This window comes from Pasteurella skyensis (assembly GCF_013377295.1).
GTDB classification, from domain to species: domain Bacteria; phylum Pseudomonadota; class Gammaproteobacteria; order Enterobacterales; family Pasteurellaceae; genus Phocoenobacter; species Phocoenobacter skyensis.
In genome coordinates this window covers 274,691-300,230 of the sequence record NZ_CP016180.1, presented here as the reverse complement: position 1 = coordinate 300,230, position 25,540 = coordinate 274,691, and the positions used below count along the sequence as shown (strand labels likewise).

Genomic DNA, 25,540 nt, shown 5'->3' with positions numbered 1-25,540 from the left:
ACACTAGTTACTCAGTATTTTTTTGAAAATGGCTTTAAACAAACTTTTTCTTTCTTTCATCGCTTGACGAGATAACACTCCGATAATTCTCATCGCCAATTTTTTGAAAATTCTTAATGTTCCTCGTGACAATTTAACAGAAAGTACATCCTTTGCAGTGCTTTTTCTCAAAAATGGAATAACAGCATCAACTGGATAGCCAAGTAAGGTTTCAATATCAGCTTTTGCCATCTGCTTTGATAGTTCTAATTTACTATCAGAAACACAAACAAAAGTACGAATCAAATGACCATTACCACGTTCCCGACTACATAAATCAAGAAATTGTTTTGCAATACGTAACGAATTAACACTACGCTCAACTACCAAAACAAAGCTATTACTGTACTCGAAGAAATCAACAAAATTATCTTTATCTACATTAAAAATAGGTTGATCGTAAACAATAAAATTATATTTTTCAGTATCTGATAGAGGCAATCGTTCAATATTACCACTAAAAATATCTAAATACTGGTTATATTCAACTATATCTCCTTGTAATTTTTTATTAAATAATAAATCTAAATCCTGTGTTCCATTCTTACCTTGAGCTAACAATACTGGTACTTTTTTATAATTGCTAATTTGATGAGCAAGATGAGCACTAATAAAGCTACTTCCAACCCCTCCTTTACACCCTAACACACACACTTTTACTGTATGTCGGGTTTGAGAAACCGTCAATGTAGAAGAAGTAATTTTATCCATCATCAAATTTAATTGTAGCTCACTATGAAAGTATAAAATATTCTTATCCATTAATTTTTGAGCAAGAGAAATAGAGTCACTATGCCCAACTAAACAGCACCACATTTGCTTGGGAATTACTGCATTAACATATTCTGTAATAATATTGACATCAGATTCATCACTAATGTCAATTATAACTCCAACAGTATCTTCTGCATTTAAAACTACTTTTTCACTATGAAAATCCTGCCTAATTATATCTACATTTTCAATACCTCGAGAGCGTAGTAACTGTGATATTTTCTCCTGAAGGGCATTTGATGAAGATATGATAGCAACTTTATGGGCACTATCTGTAACTAGTTGTTCACTATCCAGCAATAACATAACATTTATTCCTCTAATATTTTAACTGAATACGTTGATTACTCTCCACCGCACAAGAACGACGTTCATTAAAAAACACTTGATCTAGGTTATATAATTTACAAGCTACTTTTTCTCTTGTGATGCTATGTACTTGAGCATAAAGAGGATAAATAGCATTCTTTTTTTTAATCAAACGGATATGTGTAGAAGAAAGACCTAATTGGCGCAATATTTTACGAATTTTAACTGCATTTTTTCGTTGTTGCTTTTCATATACAAGGGTCACTCGTTTACTTAGATCACTGCCAATACTACGACGAATATTATTTGTTAATTGTTGTACTGCTCCTTCTGAAGCATCAAACAGAACATACAGTTCAGATTTATTTACTACGGGAGCAAAGTTACTATCCACTGGCAGTACAAGATCAGCTTTTGCGACTAAAGAAAACAACATCACCACACTGGTCATCATCAACTTTATAATTCTCATTGAATAAATCCTCCACGTTTTAAGAAATTAGTGGTTAAGGTTTTATGATAAGTATCTTTAATAGGCGTAGTATTAAAAAAACGTTCCATTGTACCTGTTTTCTCAAAACTTGGGTAAACTACATCTTCTCCCTGAACTGGTTTAACAAAGTTAACCGTCGCTACAATCACTAACTCTCTACTTCTTCTATCTGTAGTTGCATTACGAAAAAAAGCACCTAATATTGGAATATCACCTAAAAAGGGCACTTTTGCTAAACCTTCTGAATCTTCAGAAGAATATAATCCACCAATAATAAAACTTTCTCCATTAGCTAATTCAAATGTAGAAGTAGATCGACGAGTATGAATCAAGGGAACATTAAACCCATTATTTAAAGATTTACTTAATGAGCTTACTTCTTGCTTCAACATTAGACGTACTCGATCATTTTTTTGAAGTTTAGCCCCTACACCTAACTTAACTCCAAAATCTTTATAAATCACCGTTGCCTTACCATCTTTATCCTGTTGTACAAAAGGCACTTGCCCTCCAACCAAAAGATTAGATGTTTCACCTGATAACATTGAAATATTCGGCTCTGCCAAAATTTTACCATTATTCTGATCATTAAGAGCATTGATAAAAAGCCCAAAATTACCAGCATTAATCAACTTTAAAAAACCACTAGCACCATTAAAACCAGCTTGAATATTCACTCCTCGTGTAGGATTTTTCAATACGGAACCTTGTAGATGATCCCATTTGATACCCAACTCTTCAGTAAACTTTTTACTTACCTCTGCAACAGTTAGTTTCACATTAATTTGAGTGCTCTCTTGTGAATCAGCAAGATTAATTACATTCTTATATTTATAGCTATCTAAAAAAGGAGCTGGTTGACCATCTATACTTTTAGAAATTTTTTGTGATGATGCACCAACAGCCTCTCCAACAATACGATTCACCTCTTCGGCTTCACGATCATTCTTTGCTTTACCTTCAATTACATAGGCTTTACCAATTTTTTTCACCCATAAATTACTATTTGGAAAACGGATATTAATCTGATCATTCACATTCGCTATATCGTTAATAGGTCCATCTACTACAAAAGTATCTGACATTAACTCCTGCCCATCAATGCCCAATACACTAATTTCAGTCAAACCATCCCCTTTAGCATAAACAACAAAGCTGTTATCATCCAAAATCTCATAATCAGCAATAGCGGGAGCTGAAATAAAAATAGTATCAATTTTATCTTTTAATTTAAAATGCTTGCTCTGCCCTTGCTCAAAATAAAAGGTTTTAGCACTTAATTCCATTGGGAATAAAAAGATAATGCCCCATAAAACGCTAATAAGAATATTACGCATAAAACTAACCTCTTAATTTTCGAATAAATGTACCACGAGCTTTATTTGATGAAGGTTTATCCACTGGCAACAAAATTAAACGAGCCTCTTTCGGCAATGAATATAATAATTTAATTTGTTTAGCTGTCATTTTTAATGCAATAAAACCTACAACCGTACTCGACTTATCCTGTTGCCATTGTTCCGTTTCATCTTCATTTTGTTTTAATCGAATGATTTGTAATACTAATAAATCATCAATTATCTTAACTAAATCATTGCGATGTTGATTTGCTCTTCCTAAACTATTTTGAAAAGAATAAATAGAAACATAATTACCCCCTTTAATAGTTTGTAATAAATAACTGTCAGACTGTCGAATTGGTACTTGATATGCGACTTCCTGAGAAGGTTCAAGACTTGCCACTAAAAAATCTGGAGAATGTGGTGACAGTATATCTGAAGGATTAAGAATTGAATCTTTTGCCACATTTTGTTGTAATAAAAAACCTTGTAAAGTCTTCACTTTTTCTTTGATAAAGATAGATTTTAAATTGTAGTCGAGTAAAGAAACGGTTTCCCCCTCTACAATTTTTAACGGTACATTAGAAATTTGATAATCGCTTTCTTGCAACAGATGACCTTTAACAAGATCTTTTTTTACCACTGCCACCGTAATCATAACTGTCGTAACTTTAGGTGTTGTTTTTTCTTCTGATTTAGCATTTTGTGTTTGAGTAGTTTTTACCGGAGCAATTGGCGTGTCTTCAGTAGATAAAAATAACCCTGCAAAACCAATACCTAGAATAAGAAAAGAAATAATAAATAAGACTCGATAATTCACAGTAAAATCCTCAAATACTCAATGGAAAATAAAGTTAAGTGCACTCACATCAAATAATATTGACTCTTAATTATATAGCCAAATATTAGCTAAAAAACCCACACTTATCGCCACACCATAAGGCAATCCTTGCTGTTTAATATTCTGCCTAAACCAAATCCAGCCTACAATTACTAACAATAGTCCAAAAAAACTGGTTAAAAATAAAAAAGATGTGATCTGTTCATAAGGAATAGCAAGCATTAAAACAGTGAGAAGTTTCACATCTCCACCACCAATAATCTTACCCATAAACAACAGAAAACCAATAATTAGAGTGACTATTGCTGATAAAATAAAAACTTGTTTATAAAAAAACCAACAAAAAGGCAATAATGCCAATAATAAAATCAATACAGCTTGGTTACTGATTGTTCTGCTAGAAATATCTGTCCAAGAAATCCAAATTAAAATCAGGCTAACAAAAATAGTAATCAAGATCATTGATAATCCTTTATTTTTTCAGAACTTGATCCACAAAGATCAAGCTCTGAATTAATAATACAAAAGTATTACTAACTATTAACCACCTGTTGTTCCACCAGCAGCAGTACTACTAAAACCAACAGAAGAAATCTTACTACCTAATTCTGTAAATTTAGATTTCATTTGAGCAATAAAACCAGTATCACTACTAAATACAGTTATAACGAAAGCAGCAATAAATACAGCAATCAGACCATATTCAATCGCAGTTACACCACGGTTATCTTCTCTAAAATTGCGATATGCTTCAGTTACTGAAACATAAGCCTGTGTAGTTAAATTATTTAACTTGTTTAACATTTTATACTCCTTAAAGTTAACAAAAATATTAGTAAATTACCAACACACATACTCTTATACACAATAATAGCATGGGTAATGTACTAATAGTGCTGTATAATACGCCAGCCCATTATTTTGTCAATTACAAATTTAACATTTGTTGCACATTTTAAATTATTATTTTGTTTAATAGAATTTATCCGCCCCTTAAAATATGGGTAACACATTGATTTAAAATAAAAAAATAAATTAGCATTTCATTTTTTAACAAAAGTCCTCAAACCAATAAAACGACGAACTGACTATTAAAACGAATGAGAAGTGTGCTATTTTTCTATAAAATCAACATAAAATGGTAGGATACAAATGTAGCAATGATGCATAATTCCTTCCCTAAAGAGAAAGATAGGGAAGGAATTTTCATAAAATCGCATCATTATTGAGGAAGATTTTTCCAAATCTGTGCTTGGTAATCTTGAATTGAACGATCTGAACTAAATATACCAAGTCGAGCTGTATTTAAGATAGTGGCTTCAAGCCAAGCGGTACGATCTTGATAAAAATTTGCAATTTTTTGTTGAGCAAGACGGTAACTCGCAAAATCTGCAAGGGTACAGAAATGATCATTATTTAGCAGCTCATCCACCAATGGTTTAAAGCAGGTTTTATCTCCTTCAGAGAAGGTTCCATATGTTAAGGCATCAATGGCTTTTGCTAATGTCTTATCACTTTCATAATAGCTTTTAGGGTTATAACCTTGTTGTAATACCTGATTAATGCTGTCCACCGTGTGTCCAAAAATCACCACATTATCACTGCCTGCATAATCGGCGATTTCTACATTTGCACCATCAAGGGTACCTAACGTAATCGCACCATTTAAGGCCAATTTCATATTTCCTGTTCCAGATGCCTCTTTTCCTGCAAGGGAAATTTGCTCTGATACATCTGCAGCTGGAATAATGATTTCTGCCAAGCTGACTCGATAATCAGGTAAGAAAATGACTTGTAACTTACCTTGCATATCAGGGTCATTATTAATCACTTTTGCTACATTATTAATCGTATAAATGATCTGTTTCGCCATAAAATAACCCGGTGCGGCTTTACCTGCAAAAATAAAGACTCGTGGCACAACCTCTTGAGTTGGATTAGCTTTAATTTCTTGATAGGTTGCAATGATGTTTAATAAATTAAGTTGTTGGCGTTTATATTCGTGGAAACGTTTAATTTGCACGTCAAAAATAGCCTTTGTATCAACATCAAGCCCTAGTTCATCTTTAATTTTAGCCGCTAAGCGCTCTTTATTCGCTTGTTTAATTTGTGCATAAGTTGTTTGGAACTCTTTACTTTTTGCAAATTTTTCAATTTGTTGTAATAGTGATAAATCTTGTGTCCAATCCCCTTCAATATGCTGATCAAGTAATTGACTCAATAATGGATTAGCCTGACGAATCCAACGGCGTGGTGTTACACCATTGGTTACATTATAAAAACGATCTTTAAATAGGCGTGCATAAGCAGGGAATAAATCACTGACCACTAAATCAGAATGAATTTTTGCGACTCCATTCACTGCAAAAGAGCCTACCACACAAAGGTTGGCCATTCTTACTCGATAACCAAATAAAATAGCAGTTTGTTGCCATATTTCTGAAAACTCATCTTCATTAAAGTGCTCTTTCACTTGGTGATATAACTCATTATTAATGCGGTCTATAATCATAAAGTGACGAGGCAGTAAACTTGCTAGTAAGTTTTGATCCCATTGCTCTAATGCCTCTGGTAATAAAGTGTGATTAGTATAAGCAAAGGTTTTTGAGCAAATTTGCCACGCTTGTTGCCATGAGAAATCATATTCGTCCAGTAGCACTCGCATTAATTCAGGAATTGCAATAGCAGGGTGAGTATCATTAAGCTGAATCACTTCAAACTCTGCTAACTGTTCAAGTTTTCGCCCTTTCGCTAAATGACGTTTGATAATATCACCAACAGAACACGCACAGTGGAAATATTGCTGCATTAAACGCAATATTTTACCTGTTTGATGATTATCGTTAGGATACAAAACTTTAGTTAATTTAGAAGCATCAACCACTCTACGTTCAGCTTCTAAATATTTCCCTTCATCAAATTTTGCTAAATCAAAGCTAATCTCACTGTAGCCTTGCCATAGGCGAAGTGGTTGTTGAACACCTTTATAGCCGACAACAGGTAAATCAAAGGCTTCTCCTTTCACGTACCACTCTGCTTTCCAATGGTATTTATCTTGTGAAATAGGAGTCACTTCTCCACCAAATTTAACTAATTGTGCAAAATCTGAATGGTGTTGTTTCTGAGGATAAAAATCACGATTCCACGCATCACCTTCTTCTTTTTGTTGACCTTCTGATGAAAAATACTGTTTAAATAATCCATATTGATAATGCAATCCATAACCTGTTGCAGGTTGTGCGAGACTTGCCATTGAGTCTAAGTAGCACGCTGCTAAGCGTCCTAATCCCCCATTTCCTAATGCAGGATCGGTTTCTTGTTCTAAAATATCAACTAAGTTCACACCATATTGTGCAACTTCTTTTGCAACAACATCATAAAGTTCTAAATTTTGTAAATTATTTCCCAATAGACGTCCCACTAAAAATTCCATTGAGAGATAATTGACGTGACGTGTGTCTGCAAGCGGTAACTTGTAATCATCTTTTTGCAAAATTGCCTCTTGGCTTACTTTTGCTATCAATTGATACCATTGTGTTTCTGTTAATTGTTGTGGCGTGATATAACGCGCTTTACAATACGTATCTAATGATTGTGTAAATAATGTTTTAAATTGTTGTTGGAAAGACATACTATCCCCTCAAGTAATTAGTAATAAAATACGGAATTATTATTCAAGATCTTTATGAAATAAAAATCCTCCTTGAATAAACTATCAAAGGAGGATAAGGAGGGATTAAATAAGTAGATGACTAGTACGCCTACTTTGCCCTTTATTTTTATTAAGATTAATAACGGCTTTTAGGGCAATTAATTGGCTTCCATTTTTTGTTATAACAAATATAAAGCTCATTGCGAGAAGCACCTAAATAAACACTACTTAGCTGCGGATTATTTTTACGAACCCAACTAAATAAAGCTTTACGATTCAATTTTTTATTCGGCAATTTAATCGAATTATACAAAGCACGTTGCATATTGAAATAATCTTGTGGCTTTTTAAATGCACAAGCACCGTGTTTTTCCCACTCACCTTGCAATAAAGCTTTACCCGGTGATTCTTTCATATATTTTTCAAGAATTTTTTCATCTACAGGAGGTAAATCACCTTGGCAAAAACGAGGATGCTCATCAATTTGACGAGCCGAACGATTTTGAGGCCATAAACCGTGAATCACCCAACCAAACTTGTGAGGGTTAGCACATTGATATTTTAAACCTCTTGGTAAATTGCCATTAGAAGAGCGCTTTTTATATTCACAAAAACCTGGTGACCACGATAATGCCAACATATAATAATCAACCGAAGCCTGATTTTTTCCATATTTATCTCGGCTTATATCCGTATCATAATATGCTTTTTTATTCGAATAGCTTTTACTTTTTGAATAGTTATTATTTTGATGTGATTTTGCTTGAACCTTGTCTTCACTTGAAAATAACATTACTCCCACACCAATAACGAGAGACAGTACTGTCGTTGCTAATTTAGTTTTATTCATTCTATTTCCTTAAAATGATGAATCATCACAAAGCGTTCCCATAATTGCTCCTGCGTTTCTTCATTATCGGGATCTTTTTTTATGCAATTTGAAATAGGACATACCTTTTGACAGGTAGGTACTTCATAATGACCAACACACTCTGTACAGAGTGCAGGATCAATCACATAAATTTCATCTCCCATTGAGATTGCCTGATTGGGGCATTCAGGCTCACACATATCACAGTTCGTACATTTCGTTGTTATCAATAATGCCATAAAATTTGTAAATTTTTGATTCGATGTGACCGCTTAGAGTAACATTTTAATTACTCTATCTAACTTAACACGACCAAATCGTTTTAAAACTTTACGTACATCTTTAGGATAATCTTGCACCATTTCCAAATCTGTATAATGTTTTAAAATTTGTGTATGTTCTCGAATTTTTGTCAATTCTTGAACGGCTTTTGGTTTTAATTCCTCTTTTGGATCTGAAATTAATACCGCATTTTCGGCATCTAATCGCCAAGCTCTTGGGTTTAAATTATTTCCTGTTAATAAAATATATTGATGATCAATCCACACGCCTTTAAGGTGATAAGTATTTTCCTCATTTTTCCATAAACGAATAATTAATTGCCCATTATCAATGTAGCGTTGATGACGCTTACAAAAAGCACGTAAGTTCTTTTCATAAAGATAAGGTAATGCAGAAGCTAGAGTGAATTTCTCTTCAGGCTTAGTATAAAAATCATTGGCTGTTTTGTCTCCCACTACAATCTCAATCTGTTTACCTGCTTTTAATAACCACGCAATACGATTTCTAATAGTAATTGGGAAATTAAAATAAGGAGTACAAATTGTTAATTTTTGTTCTGTTAAACAAAATAGAGCTTCAATGGTTTTATTTAATTGATTTTTTTTACGTTTTAACCCTAACAACAAAGCTAAACCTAATCCCTCTTCTCGATAAGGTTTTGGAAGTCGATATTGCTGATAACTTAAATATTTACGGAATGCTTTTATTTGAGGGCGAATTTCGGTGGTTTTTCTTCGTTCTAATACATCTAAACGATTTACAGCTTCTTGGCTTAAAATATGTTCATTAGTAAAATGAACAATTGAATCGGTTAAGGCTTGATTTTTAATTTGGTGATAACGATCGCAACGATATTTATCTAATTGATGTAAATAAACATTATTAATGCTTGCACCACTATAAAGCAGGGTATCATCAAAGACTAAACCTTTTAAATGCAATACACCAAAAAGCTCTCTACTATTTATCGGTACACCATAAAAAGGAATTTCATTTTGTTTATCATTGGCATATTTCTGGTGCATTTCATAATACCAGTCAGCATTACTTCCTGCTTCTTTTTCACCTATTCGTCCTCGTTGAGCACGGTGCCAATCAACCAGTACTTTGATATCTAATTCAGGACGAGATAATTTTGCTTGATAAAGTGCATCTAAAATCTCTTGACCTGCTTCATCTTTTTCCCAGTAGAGGGAGGTAATATAAATTCGCTCTTTCGCTTGATGAATTAAATTTAGAATATGCTGTTTAAATTGAGGGGTTTCTAATAGAAACTCAATGTTTTCAGCCTTTGTTGGTATGTAATCTAAATTTTTTACGTGAGATCTTGCCTTGTTTATTTTCAATGACGTAAGCATTTTTCTCTCCAATAAATCATTATATATTTGTAAAATTTTTATCAAATGTGACCGCTTGTATCTATTAAAATATGTAAAGACGTAGCACACTACGTCTTTACAATAATTATCAGTTTTATTACGCAAAATGACGTTGTTCGCCTGCACCCGCTACGTTTTCTACACAACGACCACAGATTGCACCGTGTTCTGCGTGTGAGCCGATATCTGTTGAAAAATGCCAGCAACGTGGACATTTTTCACCTTCTGCTCGTTCCACTTTCACGGCTAAGCCATCTAATTCACCGACTTGGACATCAGCTTCAGCAAGAGGTTTCAAAATTACTTGTGATGTAATTAACACAAAACGTAACTCATTGCGTAGTTTTTCCAATGACTCTTGAAGCTCTTTATTTACATAAAGGGTCACTTTGGCTTCTAATGCACCACCAATCACTTTATCATTACGAGCTTGTTCTAATACTCGGTTTACTTCTGTTCGTACGGCTAAAAGCTGTTGCCAGTAAGCATTATCCAACTGATCTGCTTCATCTAAACCAAATAAACCTGTGTAAAATTCTTCGGTAAACACAAATTCCGCACGCTCAATTTCAGGTAAACAATTCCAAATTTCGTCTGCTGTGAATGAAAGAATTGGAGCAATCCAACGAACCAATGCCTCTGAAATGTGCCATAACGCTGTTTGACAGCTACGACGAGCAATGCTGTCCGCTTTAGTTGTATATTGACGGTCTTTGATAATATCTAAATAGAACGATCCCATTTCGATTGAACAGAAACGCATTAAACGTTGTACAACGGTGTGGAATTGATAATTATCATAAGCCTCAATAATTTCTTTTTGAGCCTCTAATGCACAGCTTACCGCCCAGCGGTCAAGGCTGATCATCTCTTCTGGTTTCACACAATCTGTTTTTGGATCAAAACCGTTTAAGTTTGCTAATAAGAAACGTGAGGTGTTACGAATACGACGATAAGCATCCGCTGAACGTTTTAAGATTTCATCAGAAACGGTCATTTCGCCAGTGTAGTCTGTTGAAGCTACCCATAAACGTAAAATATCACCACCAAATTTATCCATTACTTCTTGTGGCGTTACGATATTTCCGATCGATTTAGACATTTTACGTCCTTGACCGTCCACCGTGAAACCGTGCGTTAAGACTTGTTTGTATGGTGCTTTATTGTCTGTTGAGCAAGAAAGCATTAACGATGACATAAACCAACCACGATGTTGATCCGAGCCTTCTAAATAAAGATCGATGTCGTTACCATTAAATTCAGCACGATTTTGTACCACAGACGCATAAGTTGATCCTGAGTCAAACCACACATCTAAGGTATCTTTTACCGCACGATAGTTTTGAGCATCGTCTTCGCCTAATAATTCTTTTGGATCTAAATCCCACCACGCTTGAATCCCGTCTTTTTCAACACGTTTCGCTACTTCTTCGATTAACTCAACGGTACGTGGGTGTAATTCTTCGGTTTCATTGTGAATGAATAAAGTTACTGGTACGCCCCAAGTACGCTGACGAGAGATACACCAGTCAGGACGGTTTTCAACCATTTTTTCAATACGAGCTTGACCCCAATCTGGAATCCAACGTACATTTTTGATTTCGCCTAAGGCTAATTTACGCAAGCCCTGCGTTTCCATTCCCACAAACCATTGTGGTGTGGCTCGGAAGATAATTGGTGTTTTATGACGCCAGCAGTGTGGATAGCTATGACGAATTTTTTTCATTTTCATCAATGCACCAGTCTCATCTAATTTTTCTAACACTGCACCATTTGATTCAAATACGCCTAAGCCTGCAAAAAATTCAGTGCTAGGGATAAATTTACCGTCATTACCCACTAAGCCTGCCATTTCAATGTTATATTGACGTGCAATCACATAGTCGTCTTGACCGTGATCTGGTGCTGTATGAACTAAACCTGTACCGCCATCAGTAGTAACGTGATCGCCTAAAATAAATGGCACATCAAATGCATAGAATGGGTGGTTAAAGCGTAATAATTCTAACTCTTTACCTTTCGCTGAACCTAAGACTTGATACTCTTCAATACCAACTTCTTTTGCTACTTCTTCAACTAATTCAGCTGCTAAAATTACACGCTCATCGCCGAATTGTACTAATTGATATTCTAACTCTGCACTTAATGCAATCGCACGGTTAGATGGCATTGTCCAAGGGGTAGTTGTCCAGATAACGGCTGAAATTTTACCTTCGCCCTTCGCATTAAATTTTTGTGCCACTTCTTCCTGATTTACAGCACTAAAACGCACATAAATTGATGGTGATGTTTTATCTTCATATTCAACTTCTGCTTCTGCTAATGATGAACCACAATCTAAGCACCAATGAACAGGTTTTGAACCTTTATATAAGTGACCATTTGCGACCATTTTTCCAAAAGCACGAATAATATTGGCTTCGGTGTCAAAATTCATTGTTAAATAAGGATTATCCCAATCCCCTAATACACCTAAACGAATAAAATCTTTTTTCTGACCTTCAATTTGTTCAGTTGCATATTTACGACATTCTTTACGAAATTCTGCTGCAGAAAGTTTCTGATTGGGTTTACCTACAATACCTTCTACTTTTAATTCAATTGGTAAACCGTGACAATCCCAACCTGGAATGTAAGGCGAATCAAAACCTAACGCCGTTTTGGATTTAATAATAATATCTTTTAAAATTTTATTTACTGCGTGCCCAATATGAATATTACCGTTCGCATAAGGAGGGCCATCGTGCAAAATAAAGCTTTTTTTACCTTTTGATGATTGACGAATCTTTTGGTATAAGCCTTTGTCATACCAATTTTTTAACATTTCAGGTTCACGCTTTGCTAAGTTCCCACGCATAGGAAAGCCTGTTTCAGGCAAATTTAGAGTATTTTTATAATCAGTCATTGTGTCTCTTCCATAAATGTAAATTTTAAAAGTTAAAATTGATCTCCGCATTGTAAAGAAGAATGAAGCAAAAATCTATATATTGCGGAATTTTCTTGATAGAAAATGGTACTAAGAGTGGACTTAAATTGCCATAGTTAGGAAGCCGAGGAATTTTAAATCCCTTGTGTCTAAGTTTGGATAATGGGTAAAGTAAAAATTAGGACTCAAATTCACAACTATATTCCTGGTAGAATAACATTTCACCACCAGAACTATTCCTGAAACATTTTGACTTTTACTTTGATTTTTATAAGATTTTAAATGGTGCCCGAGGGCGGACTTGAACCGCCACAGCCCGAAAGCCGAGGGATTTTAAATCCCTTGTGTCTACCGATTTCACCACTCGGGCAATGCTTTTAAAATGGAGCGGGAAACGAGACTCGAACTCGCGACCCCGACCTTGGCAAGGTCGTGCTCTACCAACTGAGCTATTCCCGCAATATTTTGGTATGTCGTTCATTTTAAAAATGGTGCCCGAGGGCGGACTTGAACCGCCACAGCCCGAAAGCCGAGGGATTTTAAATCCCTTGTGTCTACCGATTTCACCACTCGGGCAACGTATTTTAAAATGGAGCGGGAAACGAGACTCGAACTCGCGACCCCGACCTTGGCAAGGTCGTGCTCTACCAACTGAGCTATTCCCGCATAGAAATGTTATTTAGAAATAACGCTTCAATGAGTGCGTATTTTAGAGATTTATCACTTGATGTCAAACCCTATTTTTTAAAAAATTTTTATTAGGCTAAAGTTTCACCCATTTTTGCAAAAAATGAACAATATCGCACCGCTATCCCTTTATTAGGTCATTCAATAGCTGAGTCACAAAAGCCAATCTTTGATGTGATTCTAGTAATGGTACTGTAAATTTAAACTTAAAAGGTCCATCAAATTGATATTTTTGTTTATCTGATTGAATTAAGTTTAAAAACTTCATTGGATCTGGAGTAGCTGTTTCTTTAAATTCTAAATACCCTCCTTTCACACTTGCCTCTATTTTTTTCAACCCTATTTGTTTTGCCGTATGACGAAGTTGTGTGATTTGAAATAAATTCTTTGTCGGCTCTGGTAGTAACCCAAAGCGGTCTATTAATTCTACTTTTAACTCTTTTAATTCCCTTGCATTTTCTGCACTGGCAATGCGTTTATAAAATGAGAGACGCATATTCACATCAGGGACATAATCCTCTGGTAATAATGCTGAAATACGTAACTCAATTTCAACTTGTTGTTGAGTAATTTCATCAAGTGTTGGTTCTTTCCCTTCTTGTAGTGCTTGTACTGCATTTTCAAGGAGATCCATATAAAGAGAAAAGCCAACAGAGCTGATTTGTCCACTCTGTTCACTTCCTAGTAACTCCCCTGCTCCTCGAATCTCTAAATCGTGCGTTGCTAACATAAAGCCTGCTCCCAAATTATCAAGGGATTCTAATGCCTCTAAACGCTTTTTCGCATCTTTAGTCAAAGTTTTTGGGTGTGGTGTGAGTAAATAAGCATAAGCTTGATGATGTGAGCGCCCCACACGTCCACGTAATTGGTGTAGCTGTGCCAAACCAAATTTATCTGCTCGTTCAATAATAATAGTGTTCGCTGTAGGTACATCAATACCTGTCTCAATAATAGTTGAACACACTAACACATTAAAACGTTGATGATAAAAATCACTCATTACTCGTTCTAGATCTCGCTCTCGCATTTGTCCGTGCCCAATCACAACACGTGCTTCTGGTACTAATTCAATAAGTTTATCCGCACAATTATCAATGGTTGCAACATCATTATGTAGATAATAGACCTGACCACCACGTAAAATTTCACGTAAAATGGCTTCTTTAATAATGTTGTCATCATTTTGTCGTACAAAGGTTTTAGTACTTAATCGTCGAGCAGGGGGACTGGCAATAATTGAGAGATCTCGAATACCATTAAATGCCATATTTAAAGTACGTGGAATAGGGGTTGCGGTAAGGGTTAAAATATCCACATTGGCACGTAACTGTTTAATTTTTTCTTTTTGTCTGACGCCAAAACGATGTTCTTCATCAATAATCAATAGCCCTAAGTCATTAAATTTGACATCATTTTGTAGTAATTTATGCGTTCCAACTAAAATATCCACCTTTCCTTGTGCAACCTTTTCCAAGATAACTTTCTGCTCTTTCGCTGTTTTAAAACGAGACAGCACTTCTACATTCACAGGAAAATTCGCAAAACGATCCTTAAAATTCTCAAAATGTTGTTGTGCTAATAATGTGGTCGGAACCAGAATGGCAACCTGTTTGGTGTTCATTACAGCTAAAAATGCAGCTCGCATTGCCACTTCCGTTTTACCAAAACCCACATCTCCACAAACAAGACGATCCATTGCTTTAGGTAAACACATATCACTGATAACCGCATTAATGGCAGTACGTTGATCTTCTGTTTCCTCAAAAGGAAAAGTAGCACTGAATTGTTGGTATAATTCTTTATCATATTGATATGCAAACCCTTTCTTAGTTTCTCTGGTTGCATATATATCGAGTAACTCTGCTGCTACATCTCGAATTTTTTCAGCCGCTTTTTGACGAGCTCGAACCCACGCTTCACTGCCTAATTTATGCAAAGGTGCATTTTCATCTGTACCGCCAATATAGCGGCTAATGAGATGTAAAGACGCCACTGGAACGTATAATTTAGATTCTTCGGCATATTGTAAAATAAGGTATTCTGCTTTGATACCACCTACATCAAGGGTAACTAAACCATTATAACGCCCTACCCCATTTTCAAGATGTACGACTGGCTGCCCTATTTTCAACTCCGCTAAATTACGTACTACCGTATCAGGATTAATGGTATTGCGATTTTTTTCACGGCTACCCTGTTGATGAATTTTCTTTCCTAGTAAATCTGTTTCGCAAATAATCGCCAATAACTCACCGCTTGGATTTTCTATAATAAAACCCTGATCTAATGCGCCTATCATTAAGCTAAAAGGCTCACTAATATCAGTAAGATTATTGACTTGTTGAGGTTGAATATTAAGGGGAGAGAGTAAGTCCAATAAGGTTTCTCGGCGCCCTTGTGTTTCTACTGAAAATAAAATCTTTCCATTAAAGTGAGTATAAAAATCCTCAAATTGCTTAAAAATATTTTTATGTGTTGATTGAATCGCAATGTCTGGTAAAGGTGCAATATTTGCATTCAGTTTTGTGGCCGATTTTCGTGTTTTTTGAGTCGTTAACGTCAAACGAGGATAGGCTTTAAGGTATTGATTAATTTCTTCTATGCTAAACCATAATTCATTAGGTTCCAGTAGAGGACGCATTGGATCAACTCGACGATTTTCAAAGCGACTTTTGGTATCTTGTTGAAATAATTTTGCTTTTTCGACAAAGCTATCAAAAGTAATAAATAAGGTTTCTTGTGGAAGATAATCAAAAATAGACGCCATTTCCTCAAAAAAGAGAGGTTGCCAATATTCGATACCTGCGTTTAATACCCCTTTGCTGACTTGTTGATAAATATGCTCTGGCTCTCGACGAATCTCCGCAAATTTTTCACGGAATTTTTTCCTAAAAAATTCAATGCCGTTTTCATCAGTAGGAAATTCGTGTGCAGGTAATAAATTTACCTCTGCAATTTCCTTAATAGTACGTTGTGTATCTACGTCAAAAGTACGAATTGAATCAATTTCATCATCAAAAAAATCTAATCGAAAAGGGCTGTTACTTCCCATTGGATACAAATCTAATATCGCTCCTCGCACTGCATATTCACCGTATTCTAATACTTGATCTACTGCTCTATAGCCAGCGCTTTCTAACTGAGAACGTAACTTACCGATTGAAAAACAATCCCCTTTTTTAATTAAAAATACATTATTCGCTAAATAACTTTTTGGGCATACTTTTTGTAATAACGTATGAATGGGTAACAAGAAAATCTGCTTATTGCCCTGTTGCAACTGAAAGAGAGCTGACAGACGGGTTGAAATAATATCCTGATGAGGTGAAAAATTATCATAAGGCAAGGTTTCCCAATCAGGAAATAATTGCACAGATAAATGGCTAAATTGCTTAATGCTATTCTCTAAACGTAGTGCTGTGTGAATATCAGGTGTAACAACAACGGTAACGCCATTAAATTGTTCTGCAGCTTCTGCAATGGCAAGTGTATCTGAATGCCCAATTAAGTTACCTAATGTTTGATGATCTTGATGTTTTTGTGTAAGTTTAGGCAGATTAAGCTGCAAGTTAAAAGTCATAGCGGTACGATTTTCATAAAAATTTACAAATATTCTACTAAACTCCTGTATTTCTATCCACAAAAGCATCACATAAAAGTGTAACAATATTAATTTTACGCTATAATTACCCTAGTTTTAGACCACAAATGGATAATCTTATGTCAAATTCAGCACACACCCCCTCTTGTATTGTTATCGCCATTGCTGGAGCATCAGCTTCAGGAAAAAGCCTCATTGCTTCAACTATTTATAATGAATTAAAAGAAGAGCTCGGTATTGATGATATTGGTATTATTTCCGAAGATTCTTATTATCGAGATCAAAGCCATTTAGAAATGGAAGAGCGTATTAAAACCAATTACGATCACCCAAATTCAATGGATCACGCCCTGTTAGTTTCTCATCTTCAAGCCCTAAAAGCTGGGCATAATATCGAAATTCCAGAATACAGTTATGTTGAACATACTCGCTTACCTACAGTTAGATCCTTTGAACCTAAGCGTGTCATTATTCTTGAAGGGATTTTATTACTGACCGATGAAATGATTCGTAATGAAGTGGATATGTCTATTTTTGTTGATGCGCCTTTAGATATTTGTTTTATACGCCGTTTAAAACGAGATATGGAAGAGCGTGGTCGTTCAATGGACTCTGTGATTTCTCAGTACCGTAAAACAGTTCGTCCTATGTTCTTACAATTTATTCAGCCATCAAAACAGTATGCGGATATTATTGTGCCAAAAGGTGGCAAAAACAGAGTGGCGATTAATATCTTAAAAGCACAAATTAGACAATTATTAGGTCAAAAATAGTTTAAGAAAAAACAATGTGCTTATGTAATACTGATATTGAGTATTACTTAGATAAGGGAGAAATCTCCCTTACCCCCTGCTAGCCAAATTAATGAAAATAAGTCACTATTAAGCGGTAAGATGTTGATAAAAATTTGCAAATAATTGATCACATCTCACCGCTTAAAATAAGAAAATCATTTTGAGAGTAGCACTGTGATAGAATATAAAGCTCTTAAACCAACAGGATTTTTACAAAATTTCATAGAATGTTTTTGGTATTATAAAACTGATAAAGCCATTCAACACACTATCCTACCAGATGGTTACTTTGATTTAATTGCTGAATTTGAAGATAACCTTTTAACAACAGTAAAACTTACAGGCATTTGGACTACACCAAAACATATCGACATACCTAAAAATAAAACTTTTATTGCAATACGTTTTAAGATCTTAGCTGCTGAATATATTTTTCAAAGAGAGATAAAATCAATTTTAGATACTGAACACACTCTTCCTTTTCATTTTTGGAATCTTAACAGTTTCCAACACAATGAATTTGAACGATTTGTTAGTCATACTACACATCATATTGAGAATGTAATAACACAGATTAAAAATATGGATAATAGAAAATTGACATTATTTGATCTTATCTATCAACAGAATGTAAAAACAGTAACGGAATTATCGGAACAGGTTTTTTGGAGTAGCAGACAAATTAACCGTTACTTTAGTAAACAATTTGGTTTTTCGTTAAAAAATTTCTTAAAAATTATTCGTTTTAAATCCTCCTATAAACAGATCTCAGCAGGAAAACTAACTCCTAACAATGGATATTCTGATCAATCTCACTTTATCAAAGAAGTAAAGCAATACGCTGGTGTTACCCCTAAAGAACTATACAGAAATGAAAACGACCGATTTTTACAATTATCAACACTAAATAAATGATAATTTTGTGTTTGATTTTTTAACTGGTAAAAAGAGGTAACTATGAAAATCAACAAATTATCCCCCAATTTAGCGGTAAAGGACATTAACGAAACTGTTCATTTTTATACCGAGCATTTTGGATTTACGCTAGTTATGGCTGTGCCTGAAAGCCAAGATGGTGTCGAACAGACATTAGATAAAAATAAAGCCTATGTGTACGCAATGCTCCAAAAAGACAATATTGAATTAATGTTACAGCGTTTAGACTCTTTCCAACAAGATATGACTTTTTGTAAAACCTCTACTACTGGAGCAACTGTTTCATTCTATATGGAAATTGACGGCATTAGTAAATTACATCAATCATTAAAAAATAAAAATCTCACCATCACTGACCTAAAAACAACTTGGTATGGAATGAAAGAATTTTATGTACAAGATTTAAATGGTTACATTCTTGGTTTTGCAGAAAAAGTGGAATAATGATGAAATCCCAAAGTGATCAAGTTCAAACATTTTTGAATGATATATTAAGTATTGATAACGAAAAATACCTTATTTTAAACCAAATACGTGAAATAGTTTTTGAAAACCATCAAGCAACTGATGAAAAAATCATTTATGGTGGTATTATGTTTTCAATTAATAATAAAGATTTTGGTGGTTTATTTGTCAGGAAACAGCATATTTCTTTCGAGTTTGTCGAAGGCTTTTTAATGAAAGATCCTAATAAATTACTGGAAGGTACTGGAAAATACCGCCGACATCTAAAAATTAGAACAATAGATGATCTTCAAAATAAAAATGTGGAATATTTTATAAAACAAGCGGTAAGATGCTGAGCAAAATTTGCAAATAATTGATCATATCTCACCGCTTTATTTAGTCTGTTTTACCAATAAGATACAGGTAAACTTTTTTGTAATTTTTCAATACTTTTCACTGTTTTGAAATCTTTTAAAGTAACCTGATCTCTTAATTTCGATTTTTTCCCCAATGCTTGGCTAATAAAGACAAAACCACGTTGCTCCATCACCGCTTGTTGATAAAAATCAACTACTTGCTGTTTGGTGATATGTTGGGTTATCTTGATAATTTCTTCCAAATGATCAAATTTAAAATTATTACGATCAAAATCAGAAGCAAAACGTAAAAACTCTTGTCTTAGCGACTCTGGCTTTTGTTGCAATATTTCTAATAAGCTATTTTTATACTCATCAAACTCTTGTTCAGTCATTGCTTGCAATTTTGCTTCACTCTCTTTAAAGAATCGTTGATTATGTTCCATTATACCTTTTGGTTTCGTATTTGGACTTTGTACCATAAAATGTAAACCAGAGGTTTTGCCTGTATGTACAGCTTGTGCAGAGACCACATAACCTAATTGCTTATCAGTACGTAAATCATTGAAATACCAGCGAGAAATAATATCCGCTAACAATGTGGAACGGACATAATCAAACCAGTGATTATTCCCTTTAAGTAAATAAGTTGCAACCAGTGCATCATCTTCATTGGGTACTCGCTGAATATAATTCACTTTTTGTGATACATCACGAAAATCAATAAATGGTTGCTTACCTAATGCCGTTTGACTGTTATGAATCAGCTGTTTTGCAGTATTCGTCAATGAGATAACCTGCTTATCACTTAAATTTCCGACGGCTAAGGCTTCAATCCCTGTTGTATGACTAAATAAATGATTTCGCATTTTCTTAATCTCTTGTAAGGTGATTTTAGAAACCATTTTTTTCTGTTTTTCACGCTCAAAATAAGGATAACTGACCAAATGGTGAAATGCACTCACCGCCTGATTTAAACTGTTTTCCTTTTTTTGACGATCTAAGGCTTCCAATATCTGCTGTTTTGCTTGAATAAGGTCGCTCTCTTTTAACTCAGCATTCTTCATTTCAGTAAGAGCATCTTTCACTAAACGCTCAAAGTGCTGTGGATAGCCTAATAATCTGATACTAATGCCATTTTCACTATAAAATAAATCCCCATCTATGCCTGCGACTGAAGATTGAAACGCTAATTTGTTCAGTGCAAGATAATTCATATAATTTAATAATGATTCGGTTATTTCTGATTTTAACGCATTGGTTCGTGGTGCAATCAGAAAATCTAAACTGATCATCGCTTTTGGCTCTTTAGGAAAATATTGGCTTCCCATTGCGTAAATTTTTTCACCTGCATTCTCAACCACTTTTTGTGGTTTTAAACGAGTACTATCCGTTACATTTAACGAAAAATCTGTTGCAAAATAAGGATTTAATTCAGGTAATTTAATTATCTCCTCTTGATCAACACGCAACCATTTCGCTTTTTGCTGTGGAGTAAATTTGGCAACTGAATAAGGTGCTTCCATATAAGGCGTAGTTTGATTGGTTTTTGCATTTTTACTCACCAATAAAATACGAGCATTCTCTAATGTCATTGCATTTAATTTTTCTTCAATGGCTTTTTTATCCATTGCCTCAGCAATAAATCCTGCATTAATGACATTTTCCAATGGATAAAGCAACATTGCATCCGTAATATCTTCGACAAAACCAAGATGTTTTTCTACAGTTAGATGTTTAAACTCTTGCGTTAAACTTTGTTCCATCTCTTTGAAATAACTCTCTTTTATTCCTGCTTTCTTCAACGCTTCAATCTGTTGAAAAACCAATGAGATCACTTTATCTTTCTGTGCCAAACCTTTTTTAGTTAAATCTATATAAAGCGTAAAACTGCCTCGATTACGCCCCAAATTAGCATCCGCACCAGCTTGAATACCATTAGCAGACAAACCATTTTTAATCAAATAATCTGAAAGGGTTCCTGTGGTATTGTTATTAAACATATAAATTAAATAGGCATTGGTTTTAGATTTAAATGCCATTTCATTATTAGGATAATCAAAGTTAATCTCTAATAATTTCATTGGTTTAATTGGCTTATAATGGATCATTACGCCTTTATGTTTTGCAAGGTATAGCGGTACCTTAACCTCAGGTTTTTGCAAATTTTTATTTGCCATTGTTCCTAAAGTATTCACGGCTAATTTCGCCAGCTTTTCTAAGGATTGATTAGAATAAAGCACTGCTTTAACTAAATTTGCCGAATAATATTTATTATAAAACTGCTCAAGTTCAGTTTGTAATTTACTGTTTGACTTATCTGATAATGTCTTTTTATTTCCTACTGTAAATTTTGTGATTGGATGAGCAGAATTTGCTGTTGCTAACTCAACACTATACAGTAAATAACCATCACTTGATTTAGCCCGAATCATCTCTGAATTGACCGCATTCAACTCTTTTTTAGCATTAGATTCTAATAATAAAGGAGCGGCTAAAGCATCAGCCAATCGAGCAGCGGCATCATCAAAGGCATTATTATTTACCTCTAAATAATATGCCGTACGAGAATTACTGGTAGAAGCATTATTTCTTCCCCCATTTTTACTTAAAAAATGATCTAACCCATTGGTTTCAGGAAATTTTTTTGACCCCATCAACACCATATGCTCTAAATAATGAGCTAAACCTTGTTGGGTATCAGGATCTTCCATTGAACCAATTGGTAAGGCAACAGACATCAATGATTTATTGGCTTTTGGATCAGAAATTAGCAATACCGTCATACCATTATCCAGTAAAATGCCTCGATAATTTGCGCTATCTGCAGGACTTTTTACGATATTATCGGTAAGAATTTTAAAGCCATCGGTTGATTGGGTAGACTTAGAAATAACAACATTTTTTGCATTTTCTAATTCAGATGTGACCGCTTGTGGAGCAATCATTGCCACACTCACAGCGGAAATAACATAAAAAAGTGATTTTTTCACTTTATTCTCCTAAGTTAAATTTTGGTTTTCATTAGACAAATAAAACGGAACGCAGTTGCAAATAGATAGAGAAATAAAAGGATTTGAGGTAAAAGTGGTGGGATAATCACACCAAAATCAAACAATCAAGCTATTGATTCTAAATAGCTTTTATAAACAAACAAAATCAATTGGGTACTATTTTGGGTACTAAAAAACAAAATCAAAATAGTTTACAATAAACTATAATACACTAACTACCCATTTAATCCCTTCAGATTTTACTTATTCCCGCCCTAATTGAGATAAAAAACTGGATAAACAACAAATAATGAATAAATTTTGTTTGTTAGTTTTTCGCAGTAATTTTATCAGAAATAACATAAAAATAAAAAAATAAAAGTTTTGTAAAAAAAACCCACTTATCCACTTAAAACGCTGTAAGCATTGATACACAAGGATTTATAGCAAGTGGGTTTTTTCACTTAAGTGGCTTATTTTGCCACTTATTTAAATTTTGGAATCAAAAAGCGGTTATATAACTAATTTATTTTAATCAAAAATTAAACCACATTGACTTACTTTTAAATTATTATTAAACTGCTTGTTAGTAGGGTTGGTCGGCTAAAGGTAAGCCATCAGGAATTGTTGTTCTATGTGTATGTGGGTTCGACCCCCACTCAACCTTATAAAAAAGAGTGGCTTTCACCACTCTTTTTTTATTGTCTATTTATAAGCAATCTTTAATTAGGTATCCTGCTGAACTACCCAATAAATGAGGCTTATATATGTCCGTACATCTTATTACAATAACTTTACCTCCGTGTTCCATATACCTATCAACAAAAAGTCCTTTATTTCTTCGTACAGTATAACCGAAAGTTGGGTCAAATATACTGCCTTTTTTAGTTTTTGCTCTTTCTGATACATAAGCCAAAATAACACAATCATTCCAAATTTTTTCAAGGTTGCCATTTTTTTCTTGAACTGCTTCGCCAATTTTGACTACTGGAATATTAATCAATTCGGCAAAGATTTCAGGAGTCAAAATACCCGTTTTAGTGTATTTAATTCTTTCTAAAAGTACTTCATTTTCTTTCAGTTCTTTCCAAACATTAGAAGCAATAATACAAGTATTTGGTTTCATACCAATAGAAGCTGATACTGCATAAATTCCGTTTTCAATTGTTTCTAAAGGATTAGATTTTTTATTACTAAACTTTTTATTACCTTTTAAGGCGATAACATTATCACTTTTATAATTAGTGCTATCTTGGGCTAATTTAGCAACTTGTACCTCACGCCCTAAAGCAATAATATCTTGTGTTACAGAAAGAGCATATTGCAATAATGGGTAATTCGCTTCATTTTCTTCACGATAATCAATTCCGTATTCAATGTCGTGTTCTTCCAATTGTACATCTATGGTAGCTATATCTTCGGGGTTTATTCTGTTTGATTTTCCTCTTAGGTGTCTAATGGTTGAGGGTAGTATAAAAGACTGTCGTCCAAACTTTGGAACTTTACCGCCCTCTTTTCCTATTTCTACTACTGGCATTAGAACTTCACAAACCAGTTCATTGTTATAATACCCTTGTGCTAAATTAGTTAATACTGGATCTTGAATTCTGTGTGTTTTTAATGTTTGGCTATCTTGCTCTGTTTGTGTTGTCATTTTTGTTTACCTCTATTATATTTATGTTTGCACTTTGATTTATTTAGTTAAATGTTCAAAAGCGGTCTTATAATTTACATTATAATTCCTCATATATGTTTTTATTTGTAAATCTAATAATTCAGGGTCTTTTTCATTTTCATTTCTCCAAACGCTTTGCTTTTTATTCAAATTTATATCTAAGTCTGTAGTTTGCATTGATAAATTAATTAATGTCATTTTATCCAAAAATGATTTTATTTTACTTTCAAAACTTTCCCCCTCACTTAATGATATAACCATCTCGTTATCATATCCTGTAGCCATATTTAAAATAGATAGAGCCTCATCTTTTTGACTTGGAAATAAACGACCATTTTTAAGTAATTCATCAATATAAATTTTATTTTCTCGCTCTTGTATATCCTTCTGCTTTTGGCTAAGTTCAGCAATTAAACGGTTATTTTTTTCTTCTGATGTTTCTATATTTTTATCCATTTCATACCCCTTATTGAATTACATCTAAGGCATTTAAATAATCAATACCTAGTACTTTTTCAAAATATAATGCTTTTTGGTGTAATTCCCCTAGTTTTGGACTTGGATTAAATTCATCTTCATTTAGTAGAAAAATATTATTTACTCCATTATTTAAATTAATATGGGAAACACTTTCAATAGGGTTAATCATTCCTTTAACTGCGGGTTCATCTTTTCCTTTTTCCAAAAATCCAACGTGTTTTAGATACACGCCCAATCCTTTAATGGGGTTGGTTTTAGAAGCGGGAAAATGTACAGAACAAGAAACCCCACTAATTTCCCCATCTTTAATTTTTTTTACTAATTCTTCTGATATTTCAGATTCTGCGAATAAGCTATCTTTAAAATGAAAAAGTTTTTTAACCTTTCCATATTGTGGTTTATCGTTTTCAGGGTGACCTAAAACTAAAGGAGCAATACGAATATCTTCAGAATAGTATTTTTTAAGTTCTGCTAAAGTTTGAGATGAAAAATTTACAACCATATCACGACCATTAAATCTTCCCGTTTTTAGAATTTCAAAAATTGCCTTTTGCATTTTGTATCCTTTGTTTGTTAAACTTCAAACAAATTATAAAAAAATAACATCTCTTGCTGTGTTTGAGAAATCTCAAATAATAAAAAAGAGCGATTTAAAACGCCCTTTT

At 34.0% G+C, this 25,540-nt stretch carries 20 protein-coding genes and 4 tRNA genes; 4 read left to right on the top strand and 20 right to left on the bottom strand.

The genetic code is table 11. From position 1 onward, the window contains the following. Nucleotides 1-3: 3 nt before the first annotated feature. The 16 genes from A6B44_RS01380 to mfd form a co-directional block, all read right to left on the bottom strand. Complete coding sequence (locus A6B44_RS01380) at nt 4-1,119, bottom strand: CpaE/TadZ family protein (RefSeq protein ID WP_090921634.1); 1,116 nt, start codon at nt 1,117-1,119, stop codon at nt 4-6. 13 nt (nt 1,120-1,132) lie between these two features. Further along, a complete protein-coding gene (locus A6B44_RS01375; RefSeq protein ID WP_090921631.1) occupies nt 1,133-1,594 on the bottom strand; it encodes a hypothetical protein in 462 nt (153 codons plus the stop codon). Continuing rightward, nucleotides 1,591-2,901 carry a type II and III secretion system protein family protein gene (locus A6B44_RS01370; protein WP_420801017.1) on the bottom strand — a complete coding sequence of 437 codons (1,311 nt, stop codon included), beginning with the start codon at nt 2,899-2,901 and terminating at the stop codon, nt 1,591-1,593. The genes A6B44_RS01375 and A6B44_RS01370 overlap by 4 nt, the downstream gene beginning before the upstream one ends. Nucleotides 2,902-2,956: 55 nt before the next feature. Then, a complete protein-coding gene (locus A6B44_RS01365; RefSeq protein WP_090921627.1) occupies nt 2,957-3,775 on the bottom strand; it encodes an SAF domain-containing protein in 819 nt (272 codons plus the stop codon). Nucleotides 3,776-3,841: 66 nt separating this feature from the next. Continuing rightward, nucleotides 3,842-4,258 carry an A24 family peptidase gene (locus A6B44_RS01360; RefSeq protein ID WP_090921625.1) on the bottom strand — a complete coding sequence of 139 codons (417 nt, stop codon included), beginning with the start codon at nt 4,256-4,258 and terminating at the stop codon, nt 3,842-3,844. 78 nt (nt 4,259-4,336) lie between these two features. Beyond that, entirely contained in the window at nt 4,337-4,600 is a 264-nt protein-coding gene (locus A6B44_RS01355) for a Flp family type IVb pilin (RefSeq protein WP_090921623.1), read from the bottom strand. 418 nt (nt 4,601-5,018) lie between these two features. Then, a complete protein-coding gene (gene glgP, locus A6B44_RS01350) occupies nt 5,019-7,427 on the bottom strand; it encodes a glycogen/starch/alpha-glucan family phosphorylase (protein WP_176673436.1) in 2,409 nt (802 codons plus the stop codon). A gap of 157 nt (nt 7,428-7,584) precedes the next feature. Next, nucleotides 7,585-8,298: a ribonuclease T2 family protein gene (locus A6B44_RS01345; RefSeq protein WP_090921619.1), complete on the bottom strand. Its 714-nt coding sequence runs from the start codon at nt 8,296-8,298 to the stop codon at nt 7,585-7,587. Further along, entirely contained in the window at nt 8,295-8,558 is a 264-nt protein-coding gene (locus A6B44_RS01340) for a YfhL family 4Fe-4S dicluster ferredoxin (RefSeq protein ID WP_090921617.1), read from the bottom strand. Before A6B44_RS01340 ends, A6B44_RS01345 begins: the two co-directional genes overlap by 4 nt. Before the next feature lie 33 nt (nt 8,559-8,591). Beyond that, nucleotides 8,592-9,959 carry a CDP-diacylglycerol--serine O-phosphatidyltransferase gene (gene pssA / locus A6B44_RS01335; protein WP_090921615.1) on the bottom strand — a complete coding sequence of 456 codons (1,368 nt, stop codon included), beginning with the start codon at nt 9,957-9,959 and terminating at the stop codon, nt 8,592-8,594. Between the two features lie 118 nt (nt 9,960-10,077). Beyond that, nucleotides 10,078-12,885 (bottom strand): isoleucine--tRNA ligase, encoded by a 2,808-nt coding sequence (ileS, locus tag A6B44_RS01330; RefSeq protein ID WP_090921613.1) that lies wholly within the window; start codon nt 12,883-12,885, stop codon nt 10,078-10,080. A 304-nt stretch (nt 12,886-13,189) separates the two neighbouring features. After that, nucleotides 13,190-13,276, bottom strand: a tRNA-Leu gene (locus tag A6B44_RS01325). A 13-nt stretch (nt 13,277-13,289) separates the two neighbouring features. After that, nucleotides 13,290-13,365: transfer RNA gene (locus tag A6B44_RS01320), tRNA-Gly, on the bottom strand. Between the two features lie 30 nt (nt 13,366-13,395). After that, nucleotides 13,396-13,482 (bottom strand) — tRNA-Leu (locus A6B44_RS01315). 14 nt (nt 13,483-13,496) lie between these two features. Continuing rightward, a tRNA-Gly gene (locus tag A6B44_RS01310) sits at nt 13,497-13,572 on the bottom strand. A gap of 142 nt (nt 13,573-13,714) precedes the next feature. Continuing rightward, the gene (gene mfd, locus A6B44_RS01305; RefSeq protein ID WP_090921610.1) at nt 13,715-17,173 is read right to left on the bottom strand and encodes a transcription-repair coupling factor; all 3,459 of its coding nucleotides are present in this window, start codon (nt 17,171-17,173) and stop codon (nt 13,715-13,717) included. A 140-nt stretch (nt 17,174-17,313) separates the two neighbouring features. Here mfd and udk point away from each other — a divergent pair, with 140 nt between their 5' ends. From udk to A6B44_RS01285, 4 genes are all read left to right on the top strand, one after another. Beyond that, nucleotides 17,314-17,967, top strand: coding sequence for a uridine kinase (gene udk, locus A6B44_RS01300; RefSeq protein ID WP_090921608.1), 654 nt, complete (start codon nt 17,314-17,316; stop codon nt 17,965-17,967). Between the two features lie 195 nt (nt 17,968-18,162). Then, a complete protein-coding gene (locus tag A6B44_RS01295; RefSeq protein ID WP_218061380.1) occupies nt 18,163-18,903 on the top strand; it encodes a helix-turn-helix domain-containing protein in 741 nt (246 codons plus the stop codon). Nucleotides 18,904-18,945: 42 nt separating this feature from the next. Continuing rightward, the gene (locus A6B44_RS01290; RefSeq protein ID WP_090921606.1) at nt 18,946-19,368 is read left to right on the top strand and encodes a VOC family protein; all 423 of its coding nucleotides are present in this window, start codon (nt 18,946-18,948) and stop codon (nt 19,366-19,368) included. 2 nt (nt 19,369-19,370) lie between these two features. After that, entirely contained in the window at nt 19,371-19,727 is a 357-nt protein-coding gene (locus tag A6B44_RS01285) for a DUF1801 domain-containing protein (RefSeq protein WP_218061379.1), read from the top strand. Between the two features lie 50 nt (nt 19,728-19,777). On the opposite strand, the gene ptrA is transcribed toward A6B44_RS01285, so the two are convergent. The 4 genes from ptrA to A6B44_RS01265 form a co-directional block, all read right to left on the bottom strand. Beyond that, on the bottom strand, nt 19,778-22,675 hold the full coding sequence (ptrA, locus tag A6B44_RS01280; protein WP_420801016.1) for a pitrilysin: 2,898 nt from the start codon (nt 22,673-22,675) through the stop codon (nt 19,778-19,780). Nucleotides 22,676-23,429: 754 nt separating this feature from the next. After that, entirely contained in the window at nt 23,430-24,374 is a 945-nt protein-coding gene (locus tag A6B44_RS01275) for a major capsid protein (RefSeq protein ID WP_090921599.1), read from the bottom strand. A 39-nt stretch (nt 24,375-24,413) separates the two neighbouring features. Next, the gene (locus A6B44_RS01270; protein ID WP_090921597.1) at nt 24,414-24,851 is read right to left on the bottom strand and encodes a hypothetical protein; all 438 of its coding nucleotides are present in this window, start codon (nt 24,849-24,851) and stop codon (nt 24,414-24,416) included. 10 nt (nt 24,852-24,861) lie between these two features. Continuing rightward, nucleotides 24,862-25,431 (bottom strand): hypothetical protein, encoded by a 570-nt coding sequence (locus A6B44_RS01265; RefSeq protein ID WP_090921595.1) that lies wholly within the window; start codon nt 25,429-25,431, stop codon nt 24,862-24,864. Nucleotides 25,432-25,540 lie beyond the last annotated feature (109 nt).

What these genes read in the sequence shown, in the direction of transcription:
- A6B44_RS01380 (WP_090921634.1), bottom strand. Translation starts at nt 1,119, where the DNA reads ATGTTATTGCTGGATAGTGAACAACTAGTTACAGATAGTGCCCATAAA.
- pssA (WP_090921615.1), bottom strand. Translation starts at nt 9,959, where the DNA reads ATGCTTACGTCATTGAAAATAAACAAGGCAAGATCTCACGTAAAAAAT.
- A6B44_RS01360 (WP_090921625.1), bottom strand. Translation starts at nt 4,258, where the DNA reads ATGATCTTGATTACTATTTTTGTTAGCCTGATTTTAATTTGGATTTCT.
- A6B44_RS01270 (WP_090921597.1), bottom strand. Translation starts at nt 24,851, where the DNA reads ATGGATAAAAATATAGAAACATCAGAAGAAAAAAATAACCGTTTAATT.
- A6B44_RS01290 (WP_090921606.1), top strand. Translation starts at nt 18,946, where the DNA reads ATGAAAATCAACAAATTATCCCCCAATTTAGCGGTAAAGGACATTAAC.
- A6B44_RS01340 (WP_090921617.1), bottom strand. Translation starts at nt 8,558, where the DNA reads ATGGCATTATTGATAACAACGAAATGTACGAACTGTGATATGTGTGAG.
- A6B44_RS01265 (WP_090921595.1), bottom strand. Translation starts at nt 25,431, where the DNA reads ATGCAAAAGGCAATTTTTGAAATTCTAAAAACGGGAAGATTTAATGGT.
- A6B44_RS01345 (WP_090921619.1), bottom strand. Translation starts at nt 8,298, where the DNA reads ATGAATAAAACTAAATTAGCAACGACAGTACTGTCTCTCGTTATTGGT.
- A6B44_RS01355 (WP_090921623.1), bottom strand. Translation starts at nt 4,600, where the DNA reads ATGTTAAACAAGTTAAATAATTTAACTACACAGGCTTATGTTTCAGTA.
- mfd (WP_090921610.1), bottom strand. Translation starts at nt 17,173, where the DNA reads ATGACTTTTAACTTGCAGCTTAATCTGCCTAAACTTACACAAAAACAT.
- A6B44_RS01285 (WP_218061379.1), top strand. Translation starts at nt 19,371, where the DNA reads ATGAAATCCCAAAGTGATCAAGTTCAAACATTTTTGAATGATATATTA.
- udk (WP_090921608.1), top strand. Translation starts at nt 17,314, where the DNA reads ATGTCAAATTCAGCACACACCCCCTCTTGTATTGTTATCGCCATTGCT.
- ptrA (WP_420801016.1), bottom strand. Translation starts at nt 22,675, where the DNA reads ATGATTGCTCCACAAGCGGTCACATCTGAATTAGAAAATGCAAAAAAT.
- A6B44_RS01370 (WP_420801017.1), bottom strand. Translation starts at nt 2,901, where the DNA reads ATGGAATTAAGTGCTAAAACCTTTTATTTTGAGCAAGGGCAGAGCAAG.
- A6B44_RS01375 (WP_090921631.1), bottom strand. Translation starts at nt 1,594, where the DNA reads ATGAGAATTATAAAGTTGATGATGACCAGTGTGGTGATGTTGTTTTCT.
- glgP (WP_176673436.1), bottom strand. Translation starts at nt 7,427, where the DNA reads ATGTCTTTCCAACAACAATTTAAAACATTATTTACACAATCATTAGAT.
- ileS (WP_090921613.1), bottom strand. Translation starts at nt 12,885, where the DNA reads ATGACTGATTATAAAAATACTCTAAATTTGCCTGAAACAGGCTTTCCT.
- A6B44_RS01275 (WP_090921599.1), bottom strand. Translation starts at nt 24,374, where the DNA reads ATGACAACACAAACAGAGCAAGATAGCCAAACATTAAAAACACACAGA.